Genomic DNA, 11,333 nt, shown 5'->3' with positions numbered 1-11,333 from the left:
CGCTGCGCAGCTTGCGGATGATCTGCTCGGGGTTGTGGCGTTTGCGTTTCATGGGGCTTGTCCTGGCCAAGTCTGGCCGGTAGGGAAGCTCTCATAAGGGCTGGATCAGTTTTTGGGGTCCACGTCACCCGCGCGACCAGCTGGAACAGCAGATCAAAGACGGGTTTCCCTTCCTGCCGGCCGGCTGCAGCCTGCAGCTCGATCGGGTGTCGAGCGAGCGGGTGCTTGCCAATTTGCGCGAGTCGCTGCCCACGCGCCGGCCCCAGCTGCTCGCCGAAGCTCGCCGCCTCGGGCGCTGTTCGCTGGCGGCGTTGCCGGAGGGGCTGGGGATGGAGTTGGCGGAGTTTTACAAGGTGGCGGGCTCCTGGGCGTTGCTGCAGCGGGAGTTGGGGTGGTTGGCGGCGGGGGGCGGCCAGCGGCGATGAGGAGCGGTTGGGGCGGGGAGTGGGGCGCCTCCTCCACCTGGACGACACCGACCGTCTTTCGTTCCTGCTGCAGGACCTCGCCAGTCGCCAGCCACCCCAGTCGCAGAACCTGAGCGAAACGGACCGCCGGCGTTGGCGCATGCTGCTGCTCCAGCTCTGGGGAACGTCGCCTGTTCGGCTTGGTCTGCAAGACGCGCTGGATCGCCTCTGGGCCTGTCCAGCCTTTATCGATGAGCTGCGCAACCTGTTCGCACTCCTGTTGGAGCGCACCGACCACCTCGCCCCTCCCCTGGTGTGGGATCAGCCCGTGCCCCTGGCCCTCCATGCCCGTTTCAGCCGCGCCGAGATCTACGCCGCCTTTGGGCTGATCACCGATACGCAGCAAACCACCGGCCAGTCGGGGGTGTTGTTCGATCGGGCCACCCAGTGCGACGTGTTCTTCATCACCCTCAAGAAGAGTGAGCGCCTGTTCTCCCCCACCACCCGCTACAACGACTACGCCATCTCCCCGTGGGAGTTCCACTGGGAGAGCCAGAGCCTCACCCGGGAAGCGTCCGCCACCGGGCAGAGATACATCCACCACCGAGAGCGAGGCAGCCGGGTGATGCTGTTCGTGCGGGAGGAGAACAGGCGCGGCGGGGTGAAGGGGGCAGTTCAACTGTCTTCCGGAAGCGTCCTCAGCCATCCAGAAAGCCGCTGCCTCAGCTGTTTGGTGATGCCAACAGCACGGGCAGCGTCGTCAGCATGGGCCTCCATCCCCGGGTAGCGAAACATCACGCCTCCCTGGGTGATCCTGGTCAGATCAGAAGGATCAGCTTCCCAATCCGGCATCAAGATCCCGAGTTGCCTGGAGAGTTCCCGAAGATCATGGATTTTCTGCACAGACTCCCCATGGGCAATCAGGGCTGCCTTGAAATATTTCTCCAGGCACTGCTGAGCATGAAAAACCACGGCATCTTCATGCCCTGGCTGCTGATGCAACAACTCCATGGCCCGCCAATCACCCTCGGCTTTGCTCATCCACTCATCAACGACAGGATTGCGCTCAGCCATACAGCACCACACCGTGGTCGAGTGCTTCACGGATGAAAGGGTCTCCCCAGCGGTAGCGCCTGGGTATGTCCTCGGGACGCCAAAGCAGCATGTCCAGAGGGAACTCGGGTTGGCAGACGTTGCGGATTTCCAGGATCTTTTCCAGCGCTCTTCCCTCGAAGGGCATCACCACCAACACATCGGCATCCGATTCCAGACCGGCTGTTCCTCGTGCCATCGAGCCGAACAGAATCACCTGCTCCGGAGCGAACGCCTCCACCAGGCGATCGGTAAAGGCCTTGAGAGCCTCTTGAGTGACGAACGGGGCCAGGGCCATGGCTCCATCATCGCCGGCCCTGCCAGGGTCATGACCTTCGGCCAGGCCCACCGCAGCTTCCGCTTCGACCTGCGCTACCGCGCCCTGCTCGGTGGCACCCGCGACCAGCTGGAACAGCAGATCAACGAAGGGGTTCCCTTCCTGCCGGCCGGCTGCAGCTTGCAGCTCGATCGGGTGTCGAGCGAACGCAGCTGGCGCATGCTGATGGCCCTCCTCCGGCTCAGGGCCTCGGCCGACCTCCGCGCCGAACTGGTGGAGCTGTTCGCGCTGCTGATCGAGCGCACCGACCACCTGGTGACGCCGCTCGACTGGGTCCGCGCCGATCCGCCCCCCATGCCCCTCCAACTCCACGGCCGCTACTCCCGCGCCGAGGTGTTCGCCGCCTTTGGGTTGCTGAACGAGGCCCGCCCTTTCCCCGGCCGCGAGGGGGTGTTCTGCGATAACGCCACCCAGTGCGACGTCTTCTTCATCACCCTGAAGAAGTCGGAGCGCCTGTTCTCCCCCACCACCCGCTACAACGATGTCGCCATCTCCCCGTGGGAGTTCCACTGGGAGAGCAAGAGCCTCACCCGGGAAGCGTCCGCCACCGGGCAGAGATACATCCACCACGTTGAGCGTGGCAGTCGGGTGACGCTGCCGTTTCTTTGCCTCGGTTTTGCCGAGTACGTGAGCCACGAGGGTGAACGGCCGATGGCGATTCGCTGGCGGCTGGAGCGGGAGATCCCGGCGGCCTACCTGCCTGGCTGTTCCTCGCCATCTCTGGCATTGGCGGCTTGAGGGGGAGAAAACGCCAAGTCAGAAGGCACCTGGCCAACCCCTGCCTGCTGGCCGTCACCAGGCCTCCAGCTGCAGATCGGCCACATGGGCAAAGGCCTGATCCGCCGTCACCAGGGCGCAACCTTCGCTGAGGGCATGGCTGGCGATCAGCAGATCCATCGCCGCCAACGGCATCCCGTTGCGTTCGAGATCGGCCCGCAGCCGGCCATACACCCTGGCGCAGGCTTCCGACCAGGGCAGGATCTCCAGGGTCTTGAGGGTGTTCTCCACCAGCGCCTGCAACCGCGACGTTGGCGGCAGCTTCTCCAGGCCGTAACGGATCTCCGCCACCACGATCGACGACAGGCAACAGCGTTGCTCACACACCCAGGTATCCAGCCGGGGCGACAGGCCTTTCAGAAAGGCGTTCACGGCGTTGGTGTCGAGCATCAGCCTCCCCTTTGCCGCAGCCATCAGGGGAACTCCACCGGCTCCGCAGGGCGCGTGTCGCGCAACCCGTCGAACAACGCTTCCAGCTCGGCCTGGAACCCAGGCTCCTGCAGCAGGTCATCCCTTTGATCCAGCAGGGCGCGGGCCGATGGCCGCACCGGTGTGAGCACCACAGCGCCACTCTCGGGATCGCGATGCACCTCCACCTCCGTGCCCTCGAAGCGGAACTCGGCCGGCAGCCGCACCGCCTGGCTGCGGCCGTTGCGGAACAGCTTGGCGCGCATGGCACCCCCACACGTGATCGATACCGAGTCTAGACCAGGCCTGTGCTCCCATGCCGCCCCCTCAACGGCGAGGGCGTTGCTGGTGGCCGCGAGGCCCTGTGGTGGATCGAAGCCTGAGACCGCTCAGAGCGAACGGCATCCGCTCAGGACGAACAGCTGTAGTGGGACACCCCTCCGGCGTTGAAGAATTCCCTGGGCTTCAGGCGGTCATACGTCGCCGCCAGCTCCGGAGCCAGCGCGTCGTAGGGATGGCGGAACACCTCCTGCAGCTCCCCCACCAGGCCGTAGTCACCCTGCGCCGCCTGTTCATAGGCCGGGGCGATCAGCCATTCGCGCCAGGTGACCGCGGGATTCACGCGCTTCATCGCGGCGGCTGTCTCGCGGAGGTCGCCGCTGCTCGTCACCTGATGCCGCCAGCGTTGCAGCCAGCTCGTCCATTGGGCATCGAGCTCCTCTGAGCAGGGCACGTAGAAGCTCTCCTGCAGGGCCGAAACCTGCTCGGGGATATCCGACAGCCTGCGGAAGAAGATCGTGTAGTCGGCCTTGGAGGCCACCATCAGCTGCAGCAGGTCCTGCACCAGCTCGGCGTCGTAGTGGATCAGGCCGAGCTTGCTGGCCCACATAGCGTCGAGCTCCTGGCCCATCGCATCAGCGAAGCCGTCGTGGATCTCATCCAGCCGTTCCAGGGCCGCCGTGTTGCCCTCGAGCAGGGGCCGGAGAGCGGTCCAAAACATCTGGAAGTTGGCTCTAGCGGCCACCGGTTGGTTGAAGAAGGAGAAATGCTGGCCGCCGCCGGTCCAGGGCTGGAATCGGGGATCGAACAGTTCGCAGAAGCCGAAGGGGCCGTAGTCGAGGGTGTAGCCGCCGGCGGCGCAGTTGTCGCTGTTGAAATTGCCCTGGCAGTAGCCCACCCGCATCCAGTTCGCCACCAGAGCCGTCAGGCGTCCGCGGAACAACCCCGCCAGCTCCAACACCTGCTCGCTGAAATCCAGACCCGGATCGATCTCCTGGCGGTAGTTGCGCTCGATCAGGTGCTGAACGATCATCCGCAGCTCGTTGCGCGCCTCCGGATGGGCACCGCTGCGGACGCGGCGGGCGAACAGCTCCAGCTGGCCCACCCGCAGAAAAGAAGGGGCCACCCGGGTGGTGATCGCCGCGGGGTTGTCCACCAGGATGTCGGGGTCGAACGAGCGGGAGTTCGCCGAATACCAGGGCCGGCGCACGGTTTCCAATCGCGACACATAGAGCGTCAGCGAGCGTGAGGTGGGAACCCCCAGGGCGTGCATGAATTCCTGCGCCAGAAACTCGCGCACGCTGGAGCGCAGCACAGCGCGACCATCGGCCCCGCGGCAGTAGGGCGTAGGGCCGCCGCCCTTGAGCTGCATCTCCCAGCGCCGGCCGTTGAACACGCCTTCGAACACGGAAATGGCCCGGCCATCGCCATAGCCGTTGCCGGTGCCGAACGGGCACTGCTGGATGTATTCGCTGCCGTAGATCGAGAGCGCATAACCGGTGGCCCAGCCATAGGGCCGCATCGGCTCCTGAGCCGCCGTGATGTCGCCGGAGAACAGGCGGCGGAAGTGGTCGTCATGGGCCAGCCCATCGCCCAGGCCCAGCTCATCGAAGAGGGTGCGGCTGTGCGCCACCAGCTCCGGCGCCGGCAGAGGGGTTGGCGTCACCGGCACGTAATGACCGGAGAACACCTGGCGGGGCCGGTGATCCTGGCCGTCGACGCTGGCCTGGGGATCCGGCCGCAGGGAATCCAGCAGCGAATAGTCGGCCCGCTGGGCAAAGTCCGCGAAGGTTTTCGTCAGCACGGTGGTGGGCGCTGCTGTCGGCACGGGTCTCTCGGGTGTGGCGCGGCCTGGGCAGGGCCCTGACGCTGGGGTCACCATCCTGGCGGGGCTCTCGCCATCAGTGGCGACGTTGCGGCCATCACGCTGGTTGTGCGTTTGCGGGTGCGTTCGAGGCTGAACGCGACGTGGGCGGATTAGCTTTGAACCATGGACTTCCAAGGGCGGATCACCATCAATCCAGCCGTGCGCTTCGGCAAGCCCTGCGTTCGCGGCACCAGACTCACGGTGGGTGATGTGCTCGGCTTTCTTGCCAGCGGCATGAGTGAAGCGGAACTGCTGGAGGACTTCCCGCAGCTCGGCCATGACGACGTGCTGGCTTGCCTGGCCTATGCAGCAGATCGGGAACGCCTACTCCTCAGCCTGACCACGGCGGCGTGAGCATCCATCTGCTTCTGGATGAGAACCTTTCCGAGCGTCTCCTGCCTCTGCTCTCCGGTGGGTTCCCAGGCTCAAGGCATGTGCGGCTTCTTGGGCTGGGTGGGGCCGACGATCTGGCGATCTGGGATCGGGCTCGCCTTGACGGCGACCTATTGGTGACCAAGGACGAGGATTTTCTGCGGATCAGCATGAGCCGCGGTTTCCCGCCCAAGGTGATCTGCCTAGCCATCGGTAACGCGAGCAACGCAGCAACGGCTGGGCTGCTGCTTGATCACATCGATGCCATCGAGGCTTTCTCGTCCCATCCGGAGGCAGGTTTTCTGGTGCTCAGCCCGGGCCCCTAGCCCCCATGGGAATGTCCCGGTTCGCCACCCGCTGCAGGCTGGGAAGGCTGTTGCTTGCCCGTCTCCGCATCAGCGGCCCATCACCAACCCCGCATACCGTCGCGCCGCGCTGCGGTGATCAGCGTCGGCTCGCAGGGCGATGAAGCCGTCCGGCCGCACCGCCAACAATGTGAGGGTCCCCAGACCCAGGCTGGGCGCCTGCTCCAGCCGCAGGGACACCACGGCTTCCACCAGCGCCGGCGGCACCGTGCCGGCGGCCCTGTCGGCCTCGAGCTCGGCCTCCAGGCCGGCGAGGGCGTCCGGGGGCGCCTCGGGGCCAGCCAGCAGCAGCAGCGTGTGGCCGCGCCGGTGGGTAAGCCGGTGCAGCAGGGACGCGCCGGCCTCGGGCGGCAGCGCGATCGTGGTGGGCAGGCGCTGACCGGCCCCGAAGCCGAAGGGCTGGCCCTCGCCACCGCCGATGATCGCCGAGCCGGCGTAGCTCACGTTCATCTCGGTTTCCGCCACCACCTCCTGCTGGCGGGCCACCGGATTGGCCAGCATGGCGGCGATCGCCCGGTCGCGGGCGGCGCGCTCAGCGGGCTCCTGCAGCCCGTGGGCCTGCTCGGTGGCATCGCCGGAGCGGCAGATCTGCTGGGCCACCGGACGCCGCTCCTGCTCGTAGCTGTCCAGCAGGGCGGGGTCGGCGGCCGCGTGGTGGACCAGGGCCAGCTTCCAGGCCAGGTTGGCGGCATCGTGCAGCCCGCCGTTCATGCCGTGCCCCTCGGCGGGGGAGCACACGTGGGCGGCATCGCCGGCCAGGAACACCGGCCCGGCGCGGAAGGCGCTGGCCACCCGGCTGTGGCAGTGGAAGCGGCTGGGGTTCTCCACGGCGCTGAAGCGGGCCTGCGGCAGGTAGCGCTGCAGCACGGTGGTGGCCTCCGCCACCAGATCGCCCTCCTCGCCGGCGGGCCGCAGGTACACCCGCCAGCGCTCTTCGGGCAGGGCCGTGAGGATCAGGGGTGAGGCGTCCAGATACGCCGCGTTGACCTCATGGCTGTCGGCCCAGCCCTCCACTGCGGCATCGAACACGGCCCAGGGGCGGCTGATGCCATGGCCCTCGAAGGCGAGGCCGCTCAGTTCGCGGGTGGTGCTGCGCAGGCCGTCGCAGCCCACCACCCAGCGGGCCTGCACGGGCTGCTCCCGCTCGCCACTGGCCACCGTGGCGGTCACCCCCTCGCCATGGGGCGCCAGAGCCACCAGCCGGCAGGAGCGGTGCACCGTGCCCCCCTCCCGCTCGAGATGGTCGGTGAGGATGGTTTCGGTCACCTCTTCGGAAAGGCCGAGATTGAAGCCGTAGCGGCTGCCGCAGCCGGCCAGATCCAGTTCCCCCAGCCGTTGGCCATCGGCGTGGATCAGGATCCTTCGCTGCCGGCAGCCGGCCTCGAGAAACCGATCCACCAGCCCCAGCGCCTCGAAGATCTCCAACGAGAGCGGGTGGATCACCGTGGCCCGGTCCCAGTGCAGGGCTTCGGCCCGGGCATCGATCAACAGGTTGGGAACGCCGCGGCGCTGCAGCTCTCCCGCCAGCAGCAGGCCGGTGGGACCCGCTCCCACCACGAGCACGCAGGTCTGGCTGGGAAGGGACGAAAGCATGGCGCCCAGGCGGATTGAGCTGGCGCGGGCCAGCGCGGGGCACACTAAATGCACCCCGGGGCTCGGTCCTGGCCAACCCATTCCGCTCCCTGGCCACCGCCACGACCGCCGCCCTGGCCGGGGGCCTGGCCCTCAGCGCGGCAGCGGTGCAGGCGGCCCCCAACGGCACCTGGCTGTCGCAGCCCCAGATCTGGTACTACGCCTCCCGGGGGTCGCTGAACGGGGTGATGGCCGAGATCCGGAGCAGCGACTTCAAGGTGGTGTTCCTCGATGTCCGCAAGGTCTCGGAGGCGATGCAGAGGGAGGCGGCCCAGGCGGCGCGGCGCCAGGGGCTGATGCCGGTGGTGTGGGTGCAGTCCCCCCAGTACCGGGCGCTGGGGATCAGCGATCTGGTGCACGAAGCCCGCCACGGCGACGCGATCCAGGTGGACGACCACTTCTTCGCCAACTACTCCCTGGAGGACTTCTACCTGCTGCGTCGGCTGTACCCCAAACCGATCTTCTGCAGCATCCAGCCGTTCCAGGCCAGCCTGCTGCCCACGGCGGGCTGCAACCAGCTCGATGTGCAGTGCTACAGCGCCCCGCAGTTCCAGCAGTGCCTCAAGCTGGCCGACCGGCTCGGCGCCGTGGTGAGTCTCTCCAGCGAGAACACTCTCAAGTACCGGAGCCAGCTGGGCAACCGATCCTTCAACACCTTTCTCTGGCAGGGGCTCTGACGGGCGGGGCTTCCTCCGGTGCCAGGTAGGTGCCGATCGCGCGGAAGATGTCATCCGCTGAATTGCAGTACGCACCGCTTGGGTCGAAGGCCTCTTCGTCGAAGGTGACCGCCACCGCCACCGCGATCTTCCGCGACGGCAGATAGGCCATCACCCCGGCCTGCCCGGAGAACAGCGGGTTCTGCAGGAGCCAGGGGCCCGAAAGGACGATCCCGATCCCGTAGGTGTAGAAGTCGGTGAGGGTGGCGCAGGTCGCACAGCCCTCGATCGGCTTGCCGAAGCCCCGAAGTGTCGGAGCGATCTGCAACCGGTGGGTCTCCGGCGCCAACAGCCGTCCCGACCCGATCGCCTCGGCGGACGTCGCCATGTCGTGGATGGTGGTGTATTGGACCGCCCCGCGGGCGAGCGTCCACGACGGGTTCCAGTAGGTCGACTCCTCGTAGAAGCGGGTCCCTGCGGCGATGCCGAGGGCCTGACGCCGTTCCGACGAGAAGGCGTGCAGCACCGGCGGCGTGATCACGGGCGTGCCGCCGGGGTCCCGCGTGTTGCGGAGCTTCAGAGGACCGAAGATCCGCTCCTGCATCAGCACGGGCATCGTCTGGCCCGTGATTCTCTCCAGCGCCAGGCCGAGGAGAACGTAGTTCGTGTGGGCGTAGTTCCAGTTCGTGCCGGGCTTGTACCAGAGCGTCTGGAGGTTCGCGTAGGCGAGCAGATCCGGCACCGCAAACGGACGGAACGGGTTCTCGAGCAGTGCCTGGACGAACGCGTCGTTACCGATCACATAGTCGCGGTAGCCGGAGGTCATCTGGGCCAGCTGGCCGAGCGTGACCCGATCCGCATTCGGGATGTCCGGTAGCCACGTCGAAAGTTTGTCGTCGAGACGCACCTTGTTCTCGTCGACCAGTTGCAACAGCAGCGTCGCCACGTAGGAGATGGCGACCGCACCGTTGCGGAAATGCATGTCCTCCGTGGCGGGCACGCCCGTCATCGACGCGCCCATCGCCTCAGTGACCACCTCCTTGCCGTCGATCGTGACGCGCACAATCACCGCCCGCAGGTGATCAACAGCCATACGGTTCCGAACGATCCGCAGGATGGCGGCCGCCTGGGGCGACTCCGCCGCCGGTGCCTCGCTGGCGTCCATGGCACGGACGGGGTCCGCTGCGCTCAGGCAGGAGGCGAGCACGACGCCCAGGGCACGCCGCGCCCGTCGGTCGCACCCGCGACGATCCATACCCGCCCGTGAAGGACGCCGCAACGGTACTCGGCTTTGCGGGTCCCCACCCCGGAGCCATTCCTGTCCTGGCCCTGATCGCCAGACGCCATGCCCAGCCTTCGTGGCCTGAGGCGATCGTCCGCCCTGCTGCTGGCCTTCCAGCGCCGCCGCTACCGGATCGGCTGTTGGGCCAGGCCTCCGGCGGGAGGCGCGGGCAGAAGCGGGGTGGGATCCACCGCCACCAGGCCCTGCGGTTGCCGTTGGCGCAGCTCCAGGTGCAGATGGGGGGTACTGGCGTTGCCGCTCTGGCCCACCTGGCCCAGGGATTGTCCGGCGCCCACGCTCTCGCCCGGCTCCACCGAGGCCCTCAGCAGGTGGGCGTAGAGGCTCGACCAGCCGGCGCCGTGGTCGATCAGCACCGTGAGGCCGTAGCCATCGATCACGGCCACCCGCTGCACCCGGCCCGCCAGCACCGCCAGCACCGCGGTCCCCTCGTCCGCGATCAGATCCAGCCCGGTGTGCATCCGCCAGGCGCCCCGCGCCCTCGAATACCGCCAGCCCCAGGGATCCTGCTCAGAGGCCCCAACGGCCATGGGGTAGTGGAGTGGCGCTGGAAGGCTCAGCCCGACATCGCCGGGCCCGGGCGGTGGCGTCTGGAGAGCCAGATCCCCCACGGCCACGACCCCGGGAACCAGCGCGGGCCGCTCGGGCCTGATGGGCTCCGGCAAGGGCGTTGGCGTTGGCGTTGCGGTGGGCGTTGTGGCGGGGATGGGGGAGGGGATGGGCGGGGCCGGCGGCAGCAGGGCGGCAGGGAAGGGCTCGGCTTCAGCCCCCGCCCCACTGGCCGAATCGGGGATCAGCGGCTCGCTCAGCGGCAGCGCGGCACTCGGTGCCGCACCAACCGGAACGCCCAGCAGGGCGAGCAGCAGCACCGGTAGCCAGCGGGGGCGTGCGGGGGCCATCGAACCAGCCAGGGGCAGCTGCGTTGTACCGCCTCCCGGGGGCCGATGCCCGCAGGCGAGCGGTCAGGGGATCTGCGCCTCCAGAAAGGCGATCACCTCCTCGCACCAGCGGATCCATTCCTGTTCGTAGAGGAGGCCGCGACGCAGGGTGAGATAGCGGTACTGCTCCTGCAGCGGCAGCGCCTCGAGAGCCTGCATCTGAGCTTCCTTCTCCTGGTAGGAGGCCAGCTGCCGGCCATGGATGGCGCGGCGGCGCCGCACCTCCTCCAGCAGCGGCGCTGGCGACCCGTAGGGGCCACCCAGCACCTTCACCAGCAGGTCTTCCCGGATCGGGGTCGGCGCGGAGGGCTCCGCCGACCAGCGCACCAGCTCCTGCCGACCCGCGTCGGTGATGGCATACACCTTGCGATCGGGCTTCCCCAGCTGCGGCACCACCTCGCCGTGAACCCAGCCGTCCTGCTCCATCCTGGCCAGCTCCCGGTAGATCTGCTGCTGGCTGGCCTTCCAGTAGCAGGCCACGGTTTCCTCGAACTGCTTGCTGATGTCGTAGCCGCTGGCGGGCTTCTCGCTCAGCACCGTGAGGATCGTGTGGGCCAGGGCCATGGGCGTGGGGCGGGCGAGGCGGCGGCGCCGTCCATCCTCCTGCGCCTGCGCCTCCGCAGGAATGAAGCGCGAGAAGCAGGGCCGAGCAGGCGCGGTTGACTTACCAAACTTGTTGTGCATACACTCTGGCACATACTCAACAAGTTGGGCTTCTGGCTGATCTTCGGATCGCCACCGCAGCTCGCTGGTCCCGCCGTCGCCTCGCCCCCATGGCTTCCCTCTCCCCCGTGCTGCCGCGCCATGGCGTCCCCGGGCTGCGGCGCGCCCTGCAGCTCCTGCCCTCCGGCCGCCTCCGCTGGCTGCTGCCCCTCGGCGCCGCCGCGGGCCTCGCCCTGGCCGTCA

At 67.9% G+C, this 11,333-nt stretch carries 15 protein-coding genes; 6 read left to right on the top strand and 9 right to left on the bottom strand.

The genetic code is table 11. The annotated features are described in order from the left end of the window. Positions 1–221 precede the first annotated feature (221 nt). Entirely contained in the window at positions 222–425 is a 204-nt protein-coding gene (locus tag VB739_RS14955; RefSeq protein ID WP_323357827.1) for a hypothetical protein, read from the top strand. Positions 426–444: 19 nt separating this feature from the next. Further along, on the top strand, positions 445–1,191 hold the full coding sequence (locus VB739_RS14950) for a DUF3427 domain-containing protein (protein ID WP_323357826.1): 747 nt from the start codon (positions 445–447) through the stop codon (positions 1,189–1,191). Here the strand turns inward: VB739_RS14950 and VB739_RS16720 are convergent. Next, positions 1,080–1,415: a HEPN domain-containing protein gene (locus VB739_RS16720; protein ID WP_416233347.1), complete on the bottom strand. Its 336-nt coding sequence runs from the start codon at positions 1,413–1,415 to the stop codon at positions 1,080–1,082. The two genes, VB739_RS14950 and VB739_RS16720, sit on opposite strands and share 112 nt — an antisense overlap. 55 nt (positions 1,416–1,470) lie before the next feature. After that, positions 1,471–1,794, bottom strand: coding sequence for a nucleotidyltransferase domain-containing protein (locus VB739_RS14940; RefSeq protein ID WP_323357824.1), 324 nt, complete (start codon positions 1,792–1,794; stop codon positions 1,471–1,473). Positions 1,795–1,824: 30 nt separating this feature from the next. Between VB739_RS14940 and VB739_RS14935 the strand changes: the two genes are divergently transcribed. Beyond that, positions 1,825–2,571, top strand: a complete 747-nt coding sequence (locus VB739_RS14935; RefSeq protein ID WP_323357823.1) for a DUF3427 domain-containing protein — start codon at positions 1,825–1,827, stop codon at positions 2,569–2,571. Between the two features lie 54 nt (positions 2,572–2,625). Here the strand turns inward: VB739_RS14935 and VB739_RS14930 are convergent, their stop codons facing one another. From VB739_RS14930 to VB739_RS14920, 3 genes are all read right to left on the bottom strand, one after another. Then, positions 2,626–3,024, bottom strand: a complete 399-nt coding sequence (locus VB739_RS14930) for a type II toxin-antitoxin system VapC family toxin (protein WP_323357822.1) — start codon at positions 3,022–3,024, stop codon at positions 2,626–2,628. Further along, on the bottom strand, positions 3,024–3,284 hold the full coding sequence (locus VB739_RS14925) for an antitoxin (protein WP_323357821.1): 261 nt from the start codon (positions 3,282–3,284) through the stop codon (positions 3,024–3,026). Before VB739_RS14925 ends, VB739_RS14930 begins: the two co-directional genes overlap by 1 nt. Positions 3,285–3,427: 143 nt before the next feature. Beyond that, positions 3,428–5,179, bottom strand: a complete 1,752-nt coding sequence (locus VB739_RS14920; protein ID WP_323357820.1) for a protein adenylyltransferase SelO — start codon at positions 5,177–5,179, stop codon at positions 3,428–3,430. A gap of 108 nt (positions 5,180–5,287) precedes the next feature. Between VB739_RS14920 and VB739_RS14915 the strand changes: the two genes are divergently transcribed. Next, positions 5,288–5,518: a DUF433 domain-containing protein gene (locus VB739_RS14915; protein WP_323357819.1), complete on the top strand. Its 231-nt coding sequence runs from the start codon at positions 5,288–5,290 to the stop codon at positions 5,516–5,518. Next, positions 5,515–5,862: a DUF5615 family PIN-like protein gene (locus tag VB739_RS14910; RefSeq protein ID WP_323357818.1), complete on the top strand. Its 348-nt coding sequence runs from the start codon at positions 5,515–5,517 to the stop codon at positions 5,860–5,862. The genes VB739_RS14915 and VB739_RS14910 overlap by 4 nt, the downstream gene beginning before the upstream one ends. Positions 5,863–5,931: 69 nt before the next feature. Here VB739_RS14910 and VB739_RS14905 read toward each other — a convergent pair whose 3' ends face one another. Beyond that, entirely contained in the window at positions 5,932–7,494 is a 1,563-nt protein-coding gene (locus VB739_RS14905) for an FAD-dependent monooxygenase (protein WP_323357817.1), read from the bottom strand. Between the two features lie 14 nt (positions 7,495–7,508). Here VB739_RS14905 and VB739_RS14900 point away from each other — a divergent pair, with 14 nt between their 5' ends. Beyond that, positions 7,509–8,210, top strand: coding sequence for a hypothetical protein (locus VB739_RS14900; RefSeq protein ID WP_323357816.1), 702 nt, complete (start codon positions 7,509–7,511; stop codon positions 8,208–8,210). Here VB739_RS14900 and VB739_RS14895 read toward each other — a convergent pair. The 3 genes from VB739_RS14895 to VB739_RS14885 form a co-directional block, all read right to left on the bottom strand. Continuing rightward, positions 8,182–9,354 (bottom strand): serine hydrolase domain-containing protein, encoded by a 1,173-nt coding sequence (locus VB739_RS14895; protein WP_323357815.1) that lies wholly within the window; start codon positions 9,352–9,354, stop codon positions 8,182–8,184. The genes VB739_RS14900 and VB739_RS14895 overlap by 29 nt on opposite strands. Before the next feature lie 242 nt (positions 9,355–9,596). Then, a complete protein-coding gene (locus VB739_RS14890; RefSeq protein ID WP_323357814.1) occupies positions 9,597–10,388 on the bottom strand; it encodes a M23 family metallopeptidase in 792 nt (263 codons plus the stop codon). Positions 10,389–10,451: 63 nt separating this feature from the next. Beyond that, positions 10,452–10,991 carry a PadR family transcriptional regulator gene (locus tag VB739_RS14885; protein ID WP_323357813.1) on the bottom strand — a complete coding sequence of 180 codons (540 nt, stop codon included), beginning with the start codon at positions 10,989–10,991 and terminating at the stop codon, positions 10,452–10,454. Positions 10,992–11,333 lie beyond the last annotated feature (342 nt).

This window comes from Cyanobium gracile UHCC 0281 (assembly GCF_034931305.1).
GTDB lineage: Bacteria > Cyanobacteriota > Cyanobacteriia > PCC-6307 > Cyanobiaceae > Cyanobium > Cyanobium gracile_A.
Note: the sequence above shows the minus strand (reverse complement) of the source record. Positions and strands in the feature narration are given on the sequence as shown.

Coding starts and splice junctions, on each gene's coding strand:
- VB739_RS16720 (WP_416233347.1), bottom strand. CDS start 1,415: ATGGAGTTGTTGCATCAGCAGCCAGGGCATGAAGATGCCGTGGTTTTT.
- VB739_RS14940 (WP_323357824.1), bottom strand. CDS start 1,794: ATGGCCCTGGCCCCGTTCGTCACTCAAGAGGCTCTCAAGGCCTTTACC.
- VB739_RS14935 (WP_323357823.1), top strand. CDS start 1,825: ATGACCTTCGGCCAGGCCCACCGCAGCTTCCGCTTCGACCTGCGCTAC.
- VB739_RS14930 (WP_323357822.1), bottom strand. CDS start 3,024: ATGGCTGCGGCAAAGGGGAGGCTGATGCTCGACACCAACGCCGTGAAC.
- VB739_RS14925 (WP_323357821.1), bottom strand. CDS start 3,284: ATGCGCGCCAAGCTGTTCCGCAACGGCCGCAGCCAGGCGGTGCGGCTG.
- VB739_RS14920 (WP_323357820.1), bottom strand. CDS start 5,179: ATGGTGACCCCAGCGTCAGGGCCCTGCCCAGGCCGCGCCACACCCGAG.
- VB739_RS14915 (WP_323357819.1), top strand. CDS start 5,288: ATGGACTTCCAAGGGCGGATCACCATCAATCCAGCCGTGCGCTTCGGC.
- VB739_RS14905 (WP_323357817.1), bottom strand. CDS start 7,494: ATGCTTTCGTCCCTTCCCAGCCAGACCTGCGTGCTCGTGGTGGGAGCG.
- VB739_RS14895 (WP_323357815.1), bottom strand. CDS start 9,354: ATGGACGCCAGCGAGGCACCGGCGGCGGAGTCGCCCCAGGCGGCCGCC.
- VB739_RS14890 (WP_323357814.1), bottom strand. CDS start 10,388: ATGGCCCCCGCACGCCCCCGCTGGCTACCGGTGCTGCTGCTCGCCCTG.
- VB739_RS14885 (WP_323357813.1), bottom strand. CDS start 10,991: ATGGCCCTGGCCCACACGATCCTCACGGTGCTGAGCGAGAAGCCCGCC.